This is a genomic window from Oscillibacter sp. UBA6647 (genome assembly GCA_002455655.1).
In the GTDB taxonomy this organism is placed as follows: domain Bacteria; phylum Bacillota; class Clostridia; order Oscillospirales; family Oscillospiraceae; genus Oscillibacter.
Genome location: DKLF01000030.1, coordinates 17971 through 38391, shown reverse-complemented (window position 1 = coordinate 38391; position 20421 = coordinate 17971). Strand labels below are relative to the sequence as shown.

Here is a 20421-nt window from a genome sequence, read left to right as displayed (position 1 = left end):
GGCCCGGCATTTGCCGGGCCAGTCTGATTACGAAAGAACGGCTTCATACGAAGCGGTGAACATTAACCCTTAGCAGGATTCAAAAGGTCCATGATTTCGGAGCCGGTATCCTGAGCGACCATATCCCGAATGTGGGCGGTCTTTTCCACGAACTCGGCCTTGGCCTCATCGGTCAGATAAGTGACCTCGATGCCGTAATCGTCAATGCAGGACTGCAGGTTATCGGCAGCGGCCTGACGATTGATGGCCTTCTCCTCTTTGCCGAAGGCCGTTGCAGCCTCGGTCAGGATGGCCTGGGTGTCAGCATCATAGGTGTCCCAGATCTTCTTGGACATGTCGAACAGGAAGGGGCTGTAAATGTGGTTGGACATGGTGATGTACTTCTGGACTTCCTGGAACTGATAGCTATAGAAGTTTGGAATGGGATTCTCCTCGCCGTCAACAGTGCCCTGCTCCAAAGCGGTGTACAGCTCGGAGGAAGACATCGGGGTGGCAGCAGCGCCCAGGCTGTTCCACAGCTCCTGATGGAACTTGTTTTCCATGGTACGGATCTTCAGGCCGGCAACGTCGGCAACAGAAGCAACAGCGTGCTTGCTGTTGGTCAGCTCACGGAAACCGTTTTCGTTCCATGCCAGATTGATGATGCCCTTGTCAGCCAGCTTGGCGTTCAGGTATTCACCAACTACGGAAGCCAGAATCTTGTCAGCCTCGGTTTCGTCATTGAACAGGAAGGGGATGTCGAAGATACCCAGCTCGGGCACATAGCCCACCAGGGGGGCAGTAGAGGTGTTGTTGATCTCCAACTGACCGGCAACGACCATCTCGGTAGCGGTGGTGTCGTCGCCCAACTGAGCGCCGGAGTAAACCTCAACACCGATGTTGCCCTTGGAGTTGTTCTCGACCATGGGAGCGAACACAGACAACTGTGCTTTGACGCCGGGAGAGGTCTCGCCGGCACCGTTGGAAACCTTCACAACGATGGGATTGGTTTTGCCCTGTGTCTCGGCGGAAGAGCCGTAAGGGCCAACCTCGGTGCTTTCACCGGTGGCGGGGGTGGAGGTGCTGGCGCCGGAGCTGCCGGCGGGAGTTTTGGTTGCGGCCAGGCCACAACCGGCCAGAGAGGCAGTCATGGACAGAGCCAGCAGCAGTGCAAGAACATTCTTTTTCATGGTGTTTCCTCCTAAAGTAAAATATTTATGAACGGGAGAATAAAAAACCCGCGCATTTCAAAAGGTGGATATCAGCCCAGATGATTGGGCACGAACAGGATCAGCTCCGGGAACATGGTGATGCCCAGCAGGACCAGATACATCACGCCGACGAAGGGCAGGCTGGCCTTGATCAGATCAGCCAGCTTAACCTTGGACAGGGATACGCCGCAGTACAGCACGTTGCCCACAGGGGGAGTGGCCAGACCAATGCACAGGTTGGCGACCATGACAACACCGAAGTAAACGGGATCCAGGCCAAAGCTTTTGGCGATAGGCAACAAGATCGGAGTCAGAATCATGATAGCGGGGCCGGAGTCCATGACGCAGCCGACCAGAATGAGCAGCAGGTTCACCAGCAGCATAAAGGTGACAGGACTGTTGGTCATAGAGAGAATGACCTTGGCCAGCAGTTGGGGAATCGCACAGGTGGTGACCATGTAAGCGGCCACCTGTGCAGAACCGACAACAAACATCATGACAGCGGTGGACTTCATGGCGTTGATCATCAGGTGAGGCCACTCTTTAAACTTGAATTCACGATACACAAAGCCCGAGACGATCAGTGCGTACAAAACAGCCAGAGCGGCAGTTTCGGTAGCGGTAGCAATGCCGGTGGTAATGCACAGGATGATGAACACGGGAAGGCAGATCGCAAAGAAGGCTTCTTTAGTGGCCCTGAAGATGCCGAACAGGCTGGTCTTGGGTCCAACAGGATAGTTGCGCTTACGGACATGAAAGAACCATGCGACCATCAGGCCGATGCCGATCAAGATGCCCGGGACAATGCCGCCCAGGAACAGAGCGGAAACGGAAACCTCTGCGCAAACGCCGTAGAAGATCATCTGGGTGGACGGGGGAATGATGGGGCCAATGCAGCCGGCGGCGCAGATGATTCCGGTGGACTTGGCTTTATCATAGCCAGCGCCTTCCATGATCGGGAGCATCATGGAGCCGACTGCGGTGGTATCAGCCACGGCGGAGCCGGACACGCCTGCGAAGATCATAGAAGCCAGAATGCCCACGTAACCCAGACCACCCTTGAAGCGGCCCAGCACGGAGTAAGCAAAATCAACAATACGACGGGAAATGCCGCCGCGGGTCATGATCTCACCGGCGATCATGAAGAAGGGGATGGCCAGCAGGGGTACGCTGTCTGTGCCGTTGACAAATTTTTGGGCCAGCGTAAAGAAGGACCATGCGGAGGGGCGGCTCAGGGACTGTGTGAGCATCATGAAGAAACCGGTACCCACCAGAGAGAACGCAATGGGAGCGCCAATGATGACCAAGCCGAAAAGGGCGATCAAAAATACAGCTAACATTCTTATTCAGCCTCCGTATCTGCAGTTTCCAGCGCCTCGTTGCTGAAAGTAATAATTTTTGCAAGCTTCACCAGAGTCTGGATAAACATATAGCCAAAACCGAGGGGGGCGCAGAGATAAACAGCACCCTTGGGAATGCGGAGAGCAGAAGTCAGCATGGGCCATGTCCCCTGCACCAGTTCAATGCCGCCTATGAACAGGATGGCAAGCATCGCCAGTACCAGCAGCAGGGCGACGACCTCCACGATCTTACGAGGAATTCCGTGGAACATTTCAACAACGAAGTCCATTCGCATATGCTCGCCGTGGAGCGCGGTATCATTTGCCAGTATCGCGCCAAGGAAAGTGACCCAGATGAATAGGAAGCGGCAGGCCTCCTCGGACCAGGAAAGGCCGGAATTGAAGACATAACGCAGGATTACGTTCATGATTACCAGACCGGTCATCAAGGTACCGGCGCCAATCAAGACAACCTTAATAAATGCCATCAGCCCATTGTTGATTTTTTTTAAAACACTCATAATTTACTTGGAATCCTTTCTTTTAAGTTTATGAAAGCCGCGGGCGCGGCGGATCACTGAAAAAAGTGCAGTTGCATTCAGGCGGTGGCGTCGATTAGCTGCTGTACGGCTGACTGACTGCATAGAAATGCGGGCTGACCATTTACCGCAATACCACAGCGGTTCCCTTCCAAGGAAAAGAAAGCATAGGTCATTTGCAGAGTCTCATCCATCTGCCCGGTTTGCATGGACATCTCAAGCAGCGGCTCGCCCGCCTTGGGGCCATTCCATTCACCCAGAAGGGAAATGCGATTCAGGACGGCATAAACGCCGTTTTGGAATTTCTCAAGAGATTGCGCTGCACCATTCAGCGTTACATCCAGCGCAGGAGCGGTTCCGGAAATCCGATAAATATCATTTCCAATCTGCAAGGAGGCGAGATCTCCCATGGATACCTCTACCAGATTTTGTCCCACAACCCGCAGCGCGGTATCATAAAAGAAAGAGAGGTTGGCGGTGGGCACCAGCATTGTAAGACCGCTGTCCTCACACAGAACGTAGGTTTCGGTGCCCACCTGCTTTCCCACCCGGATCACAGCGGAGGTGCCGTCCTGATAAGTCAGCGTGAAGCAGTTGCTGCGATCTGACAGCGCATAGCTTGATAACTCGTCCGGTTGGGGAATGACATCCACGCCGGCCAATGCACCCAGCGGCATCAAAATTTCGTTTCGTGCCTGATTCATTCCTAAAACCAGAGAATAAGGCGCCGTCATGGAGAGGAACACGGAGCTGCTGTCCTTGGAATCCGAGGACGCATGAACCTCATAGGCAAGAACCCCGTTCCGCTGCACAGAGAGACTGCGCAAGGTGCTGATGCGCTCCCCGTCCAGAGAGGGATACAAGCTCAGGTCAAAAAAGCGATCGACATTGTCCAGAAGCACCTGGGCATATGCGCGATCCATGACAAATACCCGCGCATCGCCGCTGAGGCAGGCGTAATATCCCTCGCCGTCCGGCGTGGCATTGCCCACGCGGAAAAGAATGCCGTTTTTTTCAGAATCCTGCAATAGAATTTCGGCCTGGGGCGCTGTCAGCCCATACTGGGAATCAGAGGCATCTGCTCCGTCCAGCAGGCGCTTCATCGGTAACCGGTACACGGTGTTGAAAAAGTCCGATATCGCTTCAGCATCGGCATCTAGCTGAATATCCCCTTGCGCATAGCAGGTTCCGTTGACAGAGGCGAGCACCACACTGCCGGTGCTGTTTTCCAGATTCGCCAACACCACAATTTCCGGTGAAGCATAGGAAGTAAAGTAGTACGTGGGGTCTTGGTCGGCTGCCGCCTCACCGCGACCTGCAAAGGTCAGCAGAAGCGTGCCCGCAATACAGACCATCAGAGCCGAAATCAGCCCAAACAATGTTTTTTTGGTTGCTTTCATGAGTGCCTCCTTTTCAGGAACACCCAAAGACCTATCAGCAGCAGGCTCAGGGGCAGCAGGACCACAAAGAAAGCTCCAAACAGGATGATTGTGGTCCGCGTGAGGGATAAGCTGTCAGCCGTCAGGTTTTTCGTCGGGATATTCAGTGTTACCTCATTGTCCGTCATCTGGGAGAGAACTTGCAGGACAAGGTCGGCATTGCCAAGGCTTTCCGTCTTGAGGTAACGCTCCTGATAAAAGCCCGTGCAGGCTGCGGCAAACACATACTGGGTATCATTTTCGCCGTCGCCATTGGTAAAGCTGCGCTCGCCGGTGGCAGCCACGGTAAAGGGGCCTGACGCATCCTCCGCGCTTTGCATCAGCGAACTCATGGACGAGAATCCTTTGGCATAGGAGGCAGAGGTGGAGCGCAGCACTGCGTTGGTAATACTGGCGTTGGCGTTACTCAGTTCCAATGCCCGGCACTCCGGCAGCACCAAATAGGTGGAATGCTCGGAGAAATAGACATTGATCATGCTGACGCCAAAATTCGGAATAATGTTCAGAGGACTGTCCATTTGCTGCTGGGGCTCCAGTACGATTTGATCTGTGACGGAGATGCCCCAATCAGCCAGATAGCCGTCCAGATTGGGCAGACTGTTTATTTCCGGATCACGGAATATACACAGATTGCCGCCCCGGGCCATGAACGCATCCAGAATTTCTAACTCTGCGTCGGAGAAATCGCGCTTGGCGCCGGCAATGATGATTGCCTCAACGTTTTCGTTGAGTTCCTCTACGCCCAACACCACTTGAGACACTTCGTAGTTGCTGTTTGCCACCAGATTCCGCAGGGTCTCACTGTCATCCTCGGAATGGCCTGCGGTAAAGGCGACACCGGGGCAATCCTGTTCGCTGACAGCAACGATGGCGGAGGTCAGCATGGTCTCGGCTTTCAGACCGGTGATGGAATAACTTTGGTTCTCGTCCCCCGAGGAGGCGGTACGCATTTCATAAAGCTCGCTCCACGAAATGAAGCGGGATTGGATGCCGCAGGTCACCAGAATTCCGTCAGAACTGAGCGCAATGTCTTTTTGCCCATACTCCTCCACCATGGCGGGGTTGGCGTCCAGATCCACATAGCTCACATCGATTTTTGGAGAAGCGGCAGCGTAGCGGCTAAGCACTTCCTTCAGATTGGTGTCTGCATCAGAGCGATCATTACAATAGGTAAATGTCACTGTATCATTTAACTCGGAAAGAACGCTTTTGGTTGTATCGGTGAGGCGAAATACCTGACCTTCTGTCAGGTCCAATTTCCAGGAAAAACGGTCTGTCGCTGCGCTGATCATGCTGTAAATACCGATGATCACAGCGATGGACAGAAGCAGGCAGGTGATCTGAAGCGTGCTTTCTTTCCGGGCCTGACGCTGCACCTCTTCAGGAATCACACCGCGGTTGGCTCTTCTTTGATGTTCCACAGCGCTCACCCCCTCCTTCCCCGCACGACTGCGGTGGTCAAAAGCAGGAAGATCGCCGTGATTGCCAAATTCAGAGCGATGCCGGCAGGATTCAAAATCCCCAGAGCCAGTTCATAATACATTTGCATCAGGGACAGCTTGTTGAAAAGCGCCAGCAGCACCGGGCTCTGGATAGCAGAACCAAGTCCGTAGGAATACCAGAGAACAAAAATCAGGACATAGGAAAAAATCGCGGAAACAATCTGGTTTTCCGTCAATGCGGAGACGAAAATCCCGATGGCGATAAATGTGCTCATCAGCAGGATAATGCCGACATAATTGCCCAGAGTAATCCAGATTTGCACGCTGCCGCACAGAGCCAGAATGATGGGAAATGCCAGCGTTGCCGAAAGGCCCAGCAGCAACATGCTTTCGGCTGCCAAAAATTTTGCCAGCACCACATGCCAGCAATCCACTGGCATGGTGTATAAGAGCAAGTCTGTTTTTTGCTTCTTTTCCTCTGAAAAGCTCCGCATCGTCAGCATGGGCATCAGAAACATTTCCAGCGTGATCGTCGCCTGAAAATAGTCTGTAATATCACCGCTGCGGGGCAAAAGATTTTGCAGCAAAAAATAGAAGGCGTTAATAAATAGGAAGATGGCGTGAAACACATATCCGATGACGGAATGAAAGTACTGACGCATCTCCTTGCGATATACAGCACTCATAATTCTGTCGTCTCCTGTTCATTTTCGGTAATGCGGAGATATAGGCTCTCCAGCGAGATCTCTTCCGGCTTCATCATCAGCAGCTCATATTCAGTGGTACGCAGTGCACGGTACAAAGCGCTGCGGATATCCGTGCTGACCCGATGGGATACCTGATAAATCCCGGAGCCTTGCTCCTTTACCGTCAACACATCAGGGAGATTGCGAAGCAGTGAAACGACGCCTTCGGCGTCACCTTGGATCTCCACTTCCAATACACGGCATTTGGATAGCTGCTCCTGCAATTGTTGGGGGTGCCCGTCTGCAATAAGCATTCCTTCATAAAACACCAGAATACGGTCGCAAATGGAACTAATCTCCGAGAGGATATGGGAGGAGAGAATAATCGTGTGCTCCCGGCTCAGGTCGCTCAATAAATCCCGAAATTCTCGGATTTGCCGGGGATCAAGCCCCACGGTGGGCTCGTCCAAAATGAGAATTTCCGGATCGCCTACCAGCAGCTGCGTGACGGCAACACGCTGCCGATAGCCCTTGGACAGGTTTCGGATCAGGCGATCCCGGGTGTCCGAAACCTGCGTGCGGGCACAGAGATTATCAATGTACGCACGCAGGAGAGACTTTTTTATCCGAAGCCCCCGCAGCTCACAGGCAAACTCCAACTGCTCTGCCACGGTCATGTCCATATACAGCGGCGGGACCTCCGGCAGATAGCCGATGTGCCGCTTGGCCTCCAACGGGTTTTCTGCCATGTCTGCGCCGGCAATCCGAACCTGCCCCCATGAGGGAGTCAGATATCCGCAAAGCAAATTCATCGTGGTAGATTTCCCGGCTCCGTTAGGGCCTAAAAATCCCACAATTTCACCTTTTTCGATAGTAAAGTTCGCATCGAACAGTGCGTTGGCTGTACCATATCGTTTTGTCAGATGTGTGGCTTCGATCATCATGTGAATCCGCCTCTGTATGCTACGCAATGAGCAAATTATTGAAAAAAGTTACCACTCAGCCACGGAGCCGTCCGCATGGCGCCAGACGGGATTCTTCCACTGGTGGGGATGCTCGTTTTCTTCCAGAACCAATGCTTTGTTAACTTCAATACCCAGACCGGGTTTGGTGGGCATTTTCGTAAAACCGTTCACAAACTGGAAGTCCTCACGATTGAGCGCATAATCCAGAACTTCCTTGCCGACATTGTAATGAATGCCGATGGACTGTTCCTGAATGACAGCGTTGTAGCTTGTGGCGTCGACCTGCAGGCATGCGCTCAGTGCGATGGGACCCAAGGGGCAGTGAGGAGCCAGAGCAACGTCATAGGCCTCGGCCATGGAGGCAATCTTCTTGACCTCGGTAATGCCGCCGGCATGGCTCAGATCCGGCTGGATGATATCCACGCCGCCGGCCTGCAAAAGACGCTTGAAGTCATATTTAGTGAACAGACGCTCGCCGGTTGCGATGGGGATGTTGCAGCAGGCGGCGATTTCCTTGAAGCACTCCATATTTTCACACAGGACGGGCTCCTCGAGGAACATGGGGTCGAACTCCTCAAGCTTTTTGGCCAGAACCTTTGCCATGGGCTTGTGCACTCGGCCGTGGAAATCAATAGCAATTCCAAAGTACTTGCCGCAAGCCTCGCGGATAGCGGCCACACGCTCTAAAACAGCGTCGACCTTTTCGTACGAGTCGATCATCTGCAATTCTTCGGTAGCGTTCATTTTGATGGCGCTGAACCCGGCGTCCATGCGCTCCTTGGCCATTGCTCCGGTATCAGCGGGACGGTCGCCGCCGATCCAGGAATACACGCGGATCTTGTCGCGGCATTTGCCGCCCATCAGCTCGTAAACAGGGGCGTTGAAAAGCTTCCCCTTAATATCCCAAAGCGCCTGATCAATACCGGACAGTGCACTCATCAAAACGCCGCCGCCGCGGTAGAACCCGGCGCGATAGATAGTCGCATTCAGGTCCTCGATGCGAGAGGGATCCTGCCCAATCAGATAGGACTTGTACTCGTTCACGCAAGCCAAAACAGCGTCTGCGTGTCCCTCCAGGACAGCTTCACCCCAGCCGGTATAGCCTTCGTCAGTTTCGATTTCTACAAAGCCCCATCTGGGACGGACGTAATAGGCGTTGACAGCAGTGATTTTCATAGAATGACCACACTTTCCTTATTTCTCTCCGCAATGGGGAAGCCGTTGCATAGCCAGAATATGTACAGCCTTACTGGAATGCGGCAAATTATTTCTCGTATGTTCGCGTTCTAATTATAAATTTCAAAAAAAGCCGACACAAGTTGTCTAAAATCATTTCTACTTTTTACTTAAATTTTTTGCTTGCTTTGTGTGTTTCACCAAAAAATCAATTATTTTTGCCTTTTTTGGCGTTGAAGCGGTCTTGCTTGCGCTTTTTGACTGAAAAGACATCCGATGACTTTGGGCGTTTAAACCCTTCTCGTATTCTTTTCCGCTGAATGTCCTTTGATCCCGCTGTGTCCTGCTTTGAAAAAATTGTCGCAACGGGGAGAAAAGATAAGCGCGGGAAACCCAGAAAGGGCGTCCCGCGCTGCTCCACAGGCCGGACGGAAACGTGGGGCTTGACACGCTCGTCTTTTTCAGCGATACTGTGTGCAAGACAGCCATTCAGTCAGACTGTGCAGTGTGTTGCCGGGCCGACGCTTTTCGGAATTTGCCGCACAATGTTGTGTCATTAAAAAGCTTAAAGGCTTCAGTTTGGTTTTGAAGGAGGATAATATGGGAGAATTATCCAGCATTAAGACGCGGGCACTTACTGAGCGGATAGAAGAGAAGCTTTTTCAGTATATTCTTGATGAGGGGCTGCCGATTGGTACGAAGCTTCCAAATGAATACCAGTTGGCGGATCGGTTTGATGTTGGCCGCGGGACGATTCGTGAAGCGGTGAAACTGTTGGTTTCACGCGGCGTTCTGCATGTTAAGCACGGTTCCGGCACATATGTTTCCTCCACAACGCCACTCCGGGAGGATCCGCTGGGACTGAAAGCAGTTGAGGATAAAATTCAACTGGCATTAGACCTCACGGATGTGCGGATGATGCTGGAGCCAACGATTGCCGAGATGGCTGCGCTCAATCGTACAGATGAGGAAGCCGCGCTTTTGAAAGTATACAGCGATGCTGTCCGCAAAAAAATTGAAGCAGGGCAGGACTATTTGAATGAAGACGTGATATTTCATTCCTATATTGCCAAATGTTCCCATAATATGGTGGTGGCGCCGCTGATGCCCATCATTGATGCGGCAGTCATTTTGATTGCGAATATCACTCGTAAAGAGCTGCTGGAGGCAACCATTGAAACCCATGAGCAGGTGGTAAACTGTATCGCCGACTGGGATTCCATGGGGGCGCGGGCTGCCATGTCCATGCACTTGGCGCTGAATCGGAATGTGATCAAGCAGGAATACAAAAAAGCGCACAAACAGCAATTATCAAGTGAAAACCCTTGAACCCTGCCCTGGGCGCTTTAAAGCCGTTTCAAAAGCATTTGCTTTTGAAACGGCTTTGTTTTGTCTCCAATGCAATGGGCACTTACTCCATGCATGTATCTGTGGTGAGGCAGAATCAGTTGCGCAAATTGATGCCTACACCAATTTTGCGGGCAAGGTTTAATCGTATTTTACGCTTTTTATTACAGGTTTACATGGGTGGTTCAAGGGGACTGAAAATTGGACTTCGCTCCCGTCACTGTAAAAACAGAGAGGGAAAGGGGGGCGTAAAACAAGGCGCTCTCAGCCTGTCAGGAACTATCCGGGATGCAATACTTTTGGATCGTTTGGAATTATAAACGGGGGAGCATCCAACAGCCTGCGTGGAGCTGGCGCAGGGAATGGGCTTCCGTTCATTTTTCGATCCTCTTTCAGATGGCCGAATCAGGCGGAGGACTCTTTGTAATAGGCCGTCAGCAGGTCCACCACCATGCCATAGCTCTTCATGCCGTTTTCGTCGCCATAGCCCTTCAAAAGCCCATCATAGACCTTGTTGGAGACTTTTTTTACGGCGGAATCGCGAAATTGCGCCCAGTAGGCGTTGTTGTACGCCAAATCCGCCCGTACGGTGTCGGGAAGCCCATCATAGACCTTTTGCCAGCGGGCCGGGTCCGCCTGATAAAGGGCATTTCCCAGATGTACATAGCCCAAAAGCCACCCGGAATAGGCGTACTCCGGCAGACCGGAGACGGTGCAGGCCAAAACCGCGATGAAGTTGCACTCCTGCTCCGAGGCAAAGCCCCGCTGATGGGCCAGTTCGTGGGCCACGGTGGAGGGCAGAAACACGGCGGGACTGTCCACATTCACGTTGCTTTCCCCAACCAGGGGACAGTAAAATCCTGTGAAATCCAGCATGCTCATCACGCGGGAGAAATAAACAGCCTTGGGCGGCGCATCGTCAAAGGACAGAAAGGGAAATTCCTTTGAAACCGGGTCGTAGACCCAGACGCTCTCTTTCAAAATTTCCTCTGTGGACATAGAGAACAGGCCGTTTTCGTCCCGGGGAACCTGTCCCGCCGTTTCCGCCAGCCGGTCCGCGAAATACTGGGTGACAGCGGTCAAATCCTCCAAAGACACATCCTCGGCGACAATACCGGATTTGGCCTGAAAGCCGTCCGCCCGGTACTGCACGCCCCACAGCCAGCAAAACGCCAGCCAGACGGTCAGCCCCGTGCACACGGCCCCTAGGAAAGCGCCGTAGGCCCGATGGCCCCGGCCCTCCTTCTTCCGAAGGACGGCAATGGTTCCCAATATGAGGTAGGCGGCAACAAACACCACCAGCAATCCGCACAGGACTTCCATCACGGAAAAATTCACCCGGTAGCTGAAAGAACCCAGCAGGCGGCGGAAGGGATTCGTCACCCGCTCCGTCAGGGCGGTCATCCACGCGCCGTTCCACCGGACGGCAAAAAAGACCGCCAGAAGCAGCAAGTCCGCCCCAAGCCAAAGATGCAGCTTTTTGTACCGCAGAAAAAATGGTTTCATATTCGTCACTCCGAGGCGAGCAGACGGCGGGTGTAGTCCTCCTTGGGGGTGCCGAACAGCTCTTCCACCGTCCCCTGCTCCACAATTCGTCCGTCCTTCATCACCAATACCCGGTCGCAGAGCTGATACACCACGTTTAAATCGTGGGAGATGAACAGATAGCTCAGCTCCAGCTCTTGGTTCAGCTTTTTTAAAAGACCCAGGATCTGGGCCTGAATCGTCACGTCCAAGGCCGACACCGGCTCATCCGCCACCAAAAATTTGGGACGCTGAATCAGCGCCGCCGCAATGGACACACGCTGGCGCTGCCCGCCAGAAAGTTCCGCAGGCTTCGCGTCCAGCACCTCCTCGGGCAGTTCTACCCGGTCCAGAATGTCCCGCACGCGCTGCGCCCGCTCCAAAGTGTTGTATTTGCCGAAAATCCGCAGAGGCTCCTCCAGAATCCATGCCACGGAATAGGCGGGATTCAAAGAGCTGTACGGGTCCTGAAAAATCATCTGGGGGCGCTTGGTGTAGTGGACGATTTCGCCGGAGTCAGGCTTGATCATGCCCAGAATCGCCTTTGCCAGAGTGGATTTTCCCGTGCCGGATTCTCCCACCAGACCGAGAATCTCTCCCTCGCGCACGTCGAAGGTGACGTCGTGCAGCACCTCCCGGCGCCTTGCTTTTCCCAGAAGTCCGCCGCCGTTCTCATACCCGCAGGTAAGATGGCGGACGGACAGGGCAGGCTGATCGGTCATCGTGGAACCCTCCCTCCGTCAATACGGGTGTTTTTTATCACAAATAGAAATATCAAGTCAAAATATTACACATTGGAATCGAAATCAGGCTTATTCCGGGAGGGAATGGCGGCCACCAGCTTTTTTGTGTAGGGGTGCTGGGGATTGGAGTAGACCGCCTCCGTGGCGCCCGACTCCACAATCACCCCGGTCTGCATCACCGCTACCCGGGAGGTAATCCTGCGGACCACGTTCAAATTGTGGGAGATGAACAGCATGGACATGCCGTATTCCCGGTTCAGCCGCTTTAAAAGCTCCAGAATCTGGGACTGAATGGTCACGTCCAGCGCGGTGGTCGGCTCGTCCAGCAGCAGAAGCTTGGGATGAATCACGGCTGCTGCGGCAATCATCGCCCGCTGAAGCATACCGCCGGAAAGCTGGTGGGGGTATTTGTCATAAAGCGTTTCCGGCTCCGGCAGCTCCACCCGCGCCATGGCGGAAAGCGCCCGGGCGCGGCGCTCCGCCGGGTTCATATCCGTGTGGAGATACAGGCATTCCTCAATCTGGCGCCCAATCTTCATCAGCGGGTCCATGCTGGACTGCGGCTCCTGAAACACCACGCCGATGTCCCGGCCCTGAATTTTCCGCAGGGCGGCCCGGTCCGCGTGGAGCAGGTCCTGTCCGTCCAGCAGCACGTCGCCGGAATAGCTGCACTGCTTCCGGGGCAACAGCCCCGCCACCGACATGGCGGTGACGGATTTTCCGGAGCCGGACTCCCCCACAAGACCCAGAATCTCCCCGTCGGCAATGGCGAGGGACACGCCGGCCACCGCCTCCCGGCTGCGGGTGTGAAACTTTACATGAAGGTCCCGGATTTCAAGCATTCCGCTCCCCCCTTCCGTCCTGAAGCCCCTCGCCGATGAGGCCCACGCCGAAAATCAGCGCCACAATCATTCCGCCGGAGCAGAGCGCGTACCACGGGGCGGTGACAAACATCCCCTGTGCCTCGGAGAGCAGCGCGCCGAGAGATGCCTCTGGCGGCTGGCCGCAAAGGCCCAGAAAGCTCATGGACGCCTCCGCCAGCACCGCGTTGTTAAACCCGATGGTCAGGGCGGGGAGCAGAATATGAAGCGTGTTTGGAAGCATATGAACAAAGAGAATGCGCGCGCTGCCCGCGCCCATCAGCCGGGCGCTCTGGACAAAGTTCGCGTCCCGCAGGGCGGCAAACGCCGTTCTGGACACCCGGGCAAAGCTGGGGATAAACACAATCCCAAGCACCAGAAGTACCTGATATTTTCCGGAGCCGAACACCGCCACGCACACCAGCGCCAGCAAAATGCTGGGAAAGGCGGTAATCGTGTCGTTCAGGCGCATCAGCGCCTCGTCCACCGCGCCGCCAAAATACCCGGTCAGCGCCCCAATCAGGGTGCCGAAGATTCCGCCGATTGCCACCGTTCCCCCGGCCACCAAAGCGGTGAATCCCGCGCCCTTGAGGACGCGGCTGAAAATGTCCCGTCCGAAGTTGTCCGTTCCAAACAAATGGGTAAGGGAAGGGCCCAGCAGGGTTTCACTGCCGCGCATGGCGGTGGGATCGTAGGGCGTCCACACCGCGCCCAGCAGAATCAGGGCCAGAAGAACACCCGTTATGATGCAGCCTGCAATAAAGCAGGCGTTTCGGTGGGCACGAACGGCCTTTTGCAGCATTTTCATGTCCGCGCACCTCCAAGCCTTGGGTCGATGAAGCGGTTGATCAGGTCCGCGGCGGTGTTTGCCAGCACCACCCACAGGGCCAGAATTACCACAATGGCCTGCACCGTGGGATAGTCCCGCCCCGCGATGGACGTGAGCAGCAGCCGCCCCAGCCCCGGCAGGTTAAACACCTGCTCCACCACGATGCTTCCCGCCACGATTTCCGCCATGGTCTGGGCCAAAAAGGTGACCACCGGCACCAGAGAGTTTTTCAGAACATGGCGATACAGCACCCCCGACCGGTCGTTTCCCCGGGCAATGGCGGTGCGCACATAGTCTTTATCCATCTCCGCCAGCACGGTGCTGCGGAGCATCCTTACCGTCTGGGCCACCCGGGGGATGGCAAGGGCGACGGCGGGAAACAGCAGATACCACAGGGACCCGCCCGCATCTACGCTGAAGCCGGGAAAGGCCCCGTGGCGAAACCAATGCAGAAGGATGCTGAACAGCCATGTCAGCAAAATGCCGGTGAAAAACGGGGGCAGAGCCATCAAAAACTGGTTTGCCACCGTGGTTACCGCGCCCTCAAGCCGCCCGCCCCGTCGCACGGAGCGAAGGCCTAAAGGTAAAGCCAACGCCAGCGTCAGTGCAAAGGCCATCAGGCTCAGCGTCAGCGTTACCGGAAGACGGGCGGAAAGCAGGTCTGCAACAGGTCCGCCGGAATAGGACTGTCCCGGATCGCCCGTGACAAAGCCCCCAAGCCAGCTTCCGTACTGCACCAGAAAGGGGCGGTCCAGCCCCATTTCATGGCGCAGCTCCGCCACCCGCTGGGGCGTGGCCTCCGTTCCTAGCCGGTCGGTGGCGGGGTCCCCCGCCACCACTTGAAATGCCGCGAAGGCCAGAAAGGAGACAGCCAGCATGGTCGCAAGCAGCGCCGCCAGTTTTTTTGCCGCGTATTTCAAGGCCGCCGCCTCCTTTCCGTCTCCGGGTGTGCGCAAGCTTGCACAATTATCCGGCCTTTACGCCGGAGAGGTCCATCACGTAGATGGGATAGAACCGATACCCGTCCAGCCCTGCCCGGACGGCCACCAGATCGCCCAAATCCTGCAAGTAGACGTTGGCGGCGTTGGCCGCCAGATTTTCCTGCATCTGCTTGTAGAGGTTTACCAGCTCCGTGTCGTCGCCTGCGCTGGAAACCAACTGGGCCTGCTTAAACAAAGCGTCGTATTCCGCGTTGGCATAATTCACGAAGTTTTTGCCGTAGTCGGAGGTAAACCGTTCCAGCATGGCCCGTCCGGTCATGCTGCTGGCGTCCACGCCCACCACGGTGGACTGGTAGTTCCGGTCGGTATAGACCCGGCTGACCCAGGTGCTCCAGTCCACCAGTTCAATTTTTGCGTTGATCCCCACTGCCTTAAGCTGTTCCACCAGCACCTGCGCCGTGTCCACATGGGGCTGATAGTTGGAGGGAACGGTGATGGTCAGGTCAAACCCGTTTGGATACCCGGCCTCTGCCAGCAGGGCCTTGGCCTTTTCAAGGTTTTGGGTATAATAGTCGGTGACGGAATCGTCAAAATACTTGACAAACGCCGGGTACATGCTGGAACCGAGAGGCTTGCCCGTCCCGTCGCCCGCCAGACCAATCACCTGCTGCTTGTCCACAGCATAGCAAAGGGCCTGACGCACCCGCAGATCGTCCAGCGGCTTCACTGCATTATTCAGATATAGCGCCTGAACAAGATTCATGGTGCCATTCAAAACCTGAAAGCCGTCTCCCAGTTGAGCGGCCTGTGTGGGCGTGAGATGGGCGCAGAGATCCAGCGCCCCGCTTTGCAGGGCCAGCACCATCGCGTCGCCGCTCTCGAATATTTTAAAGGTCACGTTTTTCATGGCGGGTTTCTCTCCCCAATAGCCGTCAAACCGCTCAAGGGCAATGGAGTCCCCGGCGACGCGCTTGACGAATTTGAAGGGCCCGGTGCCCACGGGAGCCGTGGCCTGCGCGTCGTAGTCCTTGGGGAGAATGGCGGTGGTAAGTGCCGCCAAAAATTCGCTCTCCGCCGTGTTCAGCGTGATGACCACGGTTTTTTCGTCCGTTGCCTTTACCGACTGAATAGCAGAAAACGCCTCCACCAGCGGGGCTTTCCCCTCACCGGCGTCGGCGCAGCGTTCGATGGACCAAACCACGTCGTCCACGCTCACCGCCGCGCCGTTGTGGAACGTCACGCCCTCACGCAGCGTGAAGGTGTACACCGTTCCGTCGGCTGATACCTCGTGGTGGCTGGCGACCGCGTCGATCAGATCCCCGTCGGGAGTGGGCTTTACCAGCCCCTCGAATACGTTGAACATGACTTCTCTGGTCCCTGCCGATACCGTAAGGTGTGGGTCAAGGCTTTCGTCTAAATCCTGGGAAATGCCCACGGTGATGGAATCCGTCGCGGGCGCCGGGCCGTTTCCGCCCGTGCTTTGTCCTCCTGTCGAATCGCTTGCGCTGCTGCCGCCCCCGCAACCGGAGAGTGCGGCGCAAAGAAGTGTCGCCAGAAATCCTGCCAAAATACGCTGTTTCATTGCTTTCTCCTTCCCCTGGCGGCCCAATGGGTCCACCGGGTTTGAAAAATTTTGGCTCCTATTCAGTTTTGTCCAAAAAAGGGGCCTTGCGGGCCGTTTAGAAAAACGTTCCGCAAGGCCGTATTTTACACGATTTCACCCGTAATTGCAAGAAAATTTTACGGATTCTCCTGCTCTTCCGGGCTTTGCTCGGGGCTGTGCGCTTCCTCCGGCCCCGATTGCTTCCTCGCCGGGGGAACCGCCTTCGCCTCAGGCGTTTCGCCCAAGTAGGAGGAAGGGCTGATCGGCATCCCGCGCTTTTTCAGGCGGCTGTTCACTAAAAACTCCACAAAGGTATTGAGGCACGCAAACACGGGCACACCGAAAAACATCCCCGGCACGCCGAAGAAGCTGCCGCCCACCAGAATGGCAATGATGACCCAGAGGCTGGAAAGGCCTGTCCGGTCGCCCAGAATCTTGGGGCCGATCACGTTGCCGTCCAGTTGCTGGAGGGCCAGCACGAAAATCACAAAATACAGCGCCTTGATGGGAGAGTCCAGCAGAATCAGGAAAGTGCTGGGAATCGCGCCCAGGAAGGGGCCGAAGAAGGGAATCACATTGGTCACACCCACGATGACAGACACCAGCGGCGCATAGGGGAACTTGAATAGACTTGAGCAGATAAAGCAGAGAATACCGATGATTAAAGAATCCAGCAGCTTTCCGCGGACAAAGCCGCTGAAAATGCTGTCGGCCTTGCCCACAGCCCGGAAAATCCAACCTGCCTGAGAGGGACGGAAGAAGCCGCACACCAGCTTGCGGACATATGCTCCGCAGCGCTCCTTGGTGGCCAGCAGGTACACGGAGACGATGGCGCCCACCAGCAGATTTTTCAGCAGGTTCAGCGCCGAAAGCACGCCGCCGCCCACGGCGGACATCAGATTCCGCGCCTGAGGAAGCACCTGATCGGTAATCAGCGTGGAAAGGTCCTTATAGTACACGTTCAACTGGGCCGTGACCCAGGATTCCAGAGAGGGATTCTGCTCCAGCAGTCCGGCAATCCAGACGTTGATGGTATTATAGTAGTTTTCCATGTTTGCGATCAGCCGCAGGATGCTTTTATAGACCTGAGGCAGAAGAATGCTTAAAAGCAGATAGGTAAAGACGGTGATGACAATCCACGTCATAAGCAGGCTTACAGCCCGCACGCCGGTGGCCCGAAGAGAACCGTCCCCCCTAAGAATGGCACGCTGGCCCCGGGCAATGCGGCGGTCGAAAAAATCCACCACGGGGGCCAGAAGATAAGCCATCAAGGCTCCGTAAAGAATCGGTTCCAGCGCCGTGAACAGGTGCAGCACCAGCACCACGGCGGCCCGCTGCCCAAACAGCACGTCGTAAAACAGGAGAATCGCCGCCGCGGTCAAAAATACGGTGACGCCTACCTTCCAATATCTGCTCTGCCGCACGCGGCTTCGCCTCCTTTATTCCGGCCGCAAATTGCGAGCCATTTTTCATTATTGTAACACGGGGAGAAAGAGAATTGCAATACCGCGCGGGGCATGCTATACTGTTTCAGCGGGTTCAAAGACCCCTGTTTTTTAACTATTTACAAATTCTTAATGGCTTGCAGACAGGAGGCCCGCGATGAAGGATAAAAAACTGCTTCTGATTGTAAATCCCCGGTCGGGAAAAACGCAGTCCCGCTCGCCGCTGTTTGACGCGCTGGGGGTTTTTTCCGACGCGGGCTATCTTGTGAAAATTCATAACACCGTGGGCGCCTGCGACGCAACGGAGACGGTGACGGCGGAAGGGGAAAATTACGACGCGGTGGTCTGCGTGGGCGGGGACGGGACGCTGAATGAGACGGTCTCCGGCCTGATGCGCCTTGAGAATCCGCCGATTGTGGGCTATATCCCCCGGGGCAGCACCAACGACTTTGCCGCAAGCCTCGGGATTCCCAGCGGCGCGGTGCAGGCGGCCCGCAATGCCATGGCCGCCGAGGCCCGCAGGCTGGACATCGGGAGATGGAACCGGCGGTATTTTGTGTACGTGGCCTCTTTCGGGGCCTTTGTGCGCACGGCGTATACCGCGTCGCAGGACGCGAAGAACGCCTTGGGCCACTTTGCCTATATATTGGAGGGCATGAAGGATTTAAACACCCTGCGGCCTTATCGGCTCCGCATCACCGCCGACGGAGAGCAGCTTGACGGGGAATACCTGTTCGGCGCGGTGTGCAACTCCACCTCTATTGGCGGACTGATGAAGCTGGACCCGGAGCGGGTGGTGCTGGACGACGGAAAGTTTGAAATGCTGCTTGTCCCCAGCCCCAAAACCCCCATCGAACTGAACAACCTCATTCTGGCGCTGCTGAATCAAGAGTATGACCGGGGCGGGCTGGTGTTCCGCCATGTATCCTCCATCCACATGGAGACAGAGGACGAGGTGCCGTGGTCCCTTGATGGAGAGTATGCCCCCGCGGTGTCGGTGGTAGACATTGAAAATCGAAAGCAGGCCCTCTCCTTTTTGCTGGGCTGAGGGAGTTTACGGGAAAAAGGATTTGGCAGAATGAAAGAAATAAACGTGAAAACCCTTCAAGCCCTTTGGCGAGACCACACGCCGGGGCTTTTGGGGCGGAAAAATGAATTTGCGGTGCTATGTCCCTTTGTGCAGCGGGAGGATGGGCTGCATCTGCTTTTCGAGGTACGGGCCGCCACGCTGCGCCGTCAGGGCGGTCAGGTTTGCTTTCCCGGCGGACGGATGGAACCGGGGGAGACGGCAGAGCAATGCGCCCTGCGGGAGACGGAGGAAGAACTATGCATTCCCCCAAGCAGCATTCAACTGCTGGGCCGGTCGGACTATCTTTGCCAGCCGGGGCACTTTTTCCTTCAGCCGGTGCCGGGACTGGTGGACGAGGCGGGCTTTTCCGCCCTGCGCCCCTCCCCGGCGGAGGTGGCAGAGGTATTCACCGTGCCGCTGGAATTTTTCCGCAGCAATCCCCCTGAGATGTACTTTTATACGCTGGAGCCGGAAAGCCCCTCGGACTTTCCCTATGACGCGGTGGGCGTTTCCCCGCCCTATAACTGGGAGGGCGGCGAGGTGGACGTTCCCATCTGGCGCTGGGAGGGCCGGGCCGTGTGGGGCATGACCGGGCGCATCGTGAAAAACCTGATTGAAACCATGGCGGAAGCGGAATGGACCAAGCAGGAAAGTGGCTTCGAATAAAATTGCGGCGGAGCCAAACGGTTCCGCCGCAAATTGCTTTTCAGTGGGTTTTACAATTATTCAATGATCCGGACACGAATAACACCGTTCAGAGCCGTCACGTCGTCTACTAGAATATGGTCAATTTTGGAGTCCAAATCCACCACAGTGTAGGCGTAAGCGCCCTGGGACTTGTTGCTCATGTTGGCCACGTTTGCCCCGTCGGTGCTCAGAACTCTCGTGATATTTGCGAGCATGGCGGGAATGTTCCTGTGAATAATGCACATGCGCATGCATCCACTGCGGGGAAAATTCACCGGCGGAAGGTTCACGCTGTTGTGGACGTTGCCTGTTTCCAGATATTCCTGCAGAGAGTCCACCGCCATCACCGCGCAGTTTTGCTCACTTTCGGGGGTGGAGGCTCCCAGATGGGGGAAGGGGGTGACCCGCTTGCTTTGCAGCAGTCGGTTGTTGGGAAAGTCCGTCACGTACCAGGAAAGCCTGCCCGTCTCCAATGCGGCCAGCACCGCGTCATCGTCCACAACCTCGCCCCGGGCCAGATTGATCAACCGCGCACCCCGCTTCATGTTGGAGACGGCGGCAGCGTCAATGATGTGATAGGTTTCCTTGGTAAAGTG

The 20421-nt window shown here is 55.6% G+C and carries 19 protein-coding genes; 3 read left to right on the top strand and 16 right to left on the bottom strand.

Going from position 1 to position 20421, the window contains the following annotated elements:
• Positions 1-62: 62 nt before the first annotated feature.
• The 8 genes from B2W96_RS02510 to dgoD all read right to left on the bottom strand — a co-directional run bounded on the left by B2W96_RS02510 (position 63) and on the right by dgoD (position 8777).
• Positions 63-1169 carry a DctP family TRAP transporter solute-binding subunit gene (locus B2W96_RS02510; RefSeq protein WP_293008231.1) on the bottom strand — a complete coding sequence of 369 codons (1107 nt, stop codon included), beginning with the start codon at positions 1167-1169 and terminating at the stop codon, positions 63-65.
• Positions 1170-1240: 71 nt separating this feature from the next.
• Complete coding sequence (locus B2W96_RS02505; RefSeq protein ID WP_293008229.1) at positions 1241-2530, bottom strand: TRAP transporter large permease; 1290 nt, start codon at positions 2528-2530, stop codon at positions 1241-1243.
• Positions 2531-2532: 2 nt separating this feature from the next.
• Positions 2533-3051 carry a TRAP transporter small permease gene (locus tag B2W96_RS02500; RefSeq protein WP_293008227.1) on the bottom strand — a complete coding sequence of 173 codons (519 nt, stop codon included), beginning with the start codon at positions 3049-3051 and terminating at the stop codon, positions 2533-2535.
• A 77-nt stretch (positions 3052-3128) separates the two neighbouring features.
• A complete protein-coding gene (locus tag B2W96_RS02495; RefSeq protein WP_293008225.1) occupies positions 3129-4469 on the bottom strand; it encodes a DUF4340 domain-containing protein in 1341 nt (446 codons plus the stop codon).
• A complete protein-coding gene (locus B2W96_RS02490) occupies positions 4466-5929 on the bottom strand; it encodes a GldG family protein (RefSeq protein ID WP_293008223.1) in 1464 nt (487 codons plus the stop codon). Before B2W96_RS02490 ends, B2W96_RS02495 begins: the two co-directional genes overlap by 4 nt.
• A 5-nt stretch (positions 5930-5934) precedes the next feature.
• Positions 5935-6636, bottom strand: coding sequence for an ABC transporter permease (locus B2W96_RS02485; RefSeq protein WP_293008221.1), 702 nt, complete (start codon positions 6634-6636; stop codon positions 5935-5937).
• Positions 6633-7580, bottom strand: coding sequence for an ABC transporter ATP-binding protein (locus tag B2W96_RS02480; protein WP_293008219.1), 948 nt, complete (start codon positions 7578-7580; stop codon positions 6633-6635). Before B2W96_RS02480 ends, B2W96_RS02485 begins: the two co-directional genes overlap by 4 nt.
• A 48-nt stretch (positions 7581-7628) precedes the next feature.
• Complete coding sequence (dgoD, locus tag B2W96_RS02475; protein ID WP_293008217.1) at positions 7629-8777, bottom strand: galactonate dehydratase; 1149 nt, start codon at positions 8775-8777, stop codon at positions 7629-7631.
• Between the two features lie 600 nt (positions 8778-9377).
• On the opposite strand from dgoD, the gene B2W96_RS02470 reads away from it, so the two are divergent.
• The gene (locus tag B2W96_RS02470; RefSeq protein WP_349680126.1) at positions 9378-10106 is read left to right on the top strand and encodes a FadR/GntR family transcriptional regulator; all 729 of its coding nucleotides are present in this window, start codon (positions 9378-9380) and stop codon (positions 10104-10106) included.
• Between the two features lie 423 nt (positions 10107-10529).
• Here the strand turns inward: B2W96_RS02470 and B2W96_RS02465 are convergent, their stop codons facing one another.
• The 7 genes from B2W96_RS02465 to B2W96_RS02435 all read right to left on the bottom strand — a co-directional run bounded on the left by B2W96_RS02465 (position 10530) and on the right by B2W96_RS02435 (position 18048).
• Positions 10530-11630 carry a DUF3810 domain-containing protein gene (locus B2W96_RS02465; RefSeq protein WP_293008215.1) on the bottom strand — a complete coding sequence of 367 codons (1101 nt, stop codon included), beginning with the start codon at positions 11628-11630 and terminating at the stop codon, positions 10530-10532.
• Between the two features lie 5 nt (positions 11631-11635).
• Positions 11636-12370: an ABC transporter ATP-binding protein gene (locus tag B2W96_RS02460; RefSeq protein ID WP_293008213.1), complete on the bottom strand. Its 735-nt coding sequence runs from the start codon at positions 12368-12370 to the stop codon at positions 11636-11638.
• Positions 12371-12435: 65 nt separating this feature from the next.
• Positions 12436-13233, bottom strand: a complete 798-nt coding sequence (locus B2W96_RS02455; RefSeq protein WP_293008211.1) for an ATP-binding cassette domain-containing protein — start codon at positions 13231-13233, stop codon at positions 12436-12438.
• Positions 13226-14059: an ABC transporter permease gene (locus tag B2W96_RS02450; protein WP_293008209.1), complete on the bottom strand. Its 834-nt coding sequence runs from the start codon at positions 14057-14059 to the stop codon at positions 13226-13228. Before B2W96_RS02450 ends, B2W96_RS02455 begins: the two co-directional genes overlap by 8 nt.
• Positions 14056-15000 (bottom strand): ABC transporter permease, encoded by a 945-nt coding sequence (locus tag B2W96_RS02445; protein ID WP_293008207.1) that lies wholly within the window; start codon positions 14998-15000, stop codon positions 14056-14058. The genes B2W96_RS02450 and B2W96_RS02445 overlap by 4 nt, the downstream gene beginning before the upstream one ends.
• A gap of 46 nt (positions 15001-15046) precedes the next feature.
• Positions 15047-16603: an ABC transporter substrate-binding protein gene (locus tag B2W96_RS02440; protein WP_293008205.1), complete on the bottom strand. Its 1557-nt coding sequence runs from the start codon at positions 16601-16603 to the stop codon at positions 15047-15049.
• Between the two features lie 158 nt (positions 16604-16761).
• Positions 16762-18048, bottom strand: a complete 1287-nt coding sequence (locus tag B2W96_RS02435; protein WP_293008203.1) for an AI-2E family transporter — start codon at positions 18046-18048, stop codon at positions 16762-16764.
• Positions 18049-18226: 178 nt separating this feature from the next.
• Between B2W96_RS02435 and B2W96_RS02430 the strand changes: the two genes are divergently transcribed.
• The gene (locus tag B2W96_RS02430) at positions 18227-19117 is read left to right on the top strand and encodes a diacylglycerol/lipid kinase family protein (RefSeq protein WP_293008201.1); all 891 of its coding nucleotides are present in this window, start codon (positions 18227-18229) and stop codon (positions 19115-19117) included.
• A 30-nt stretch (positions 19118-19147) separates the two neighbouring features.
• Positions 19148-19804: an NUDIX hydrolase gene (locus B2W96_RS02425; protein WP_293008199.1), complete on the top strand. Its 657-nt coding sequence runs from the start codon at positions 19148-19150 to the stop codon at positions 19802-19804.
• A 56-nt stretch (positions 19805-19860) separates the two neighbouring features.
• On the opposite strand, the gene B2W96_RS02420 is transcribed toward B2W96_RS02425, so the two are convergent.
• A partial coding sequence (locus B2W96_RS02420; RefSeq protein WP_293008197.1) for a phosphoglycerate dehydrogenase occupies positions 19861-20421 on the bottom strand: 561 nt, incomplete at its 5' end.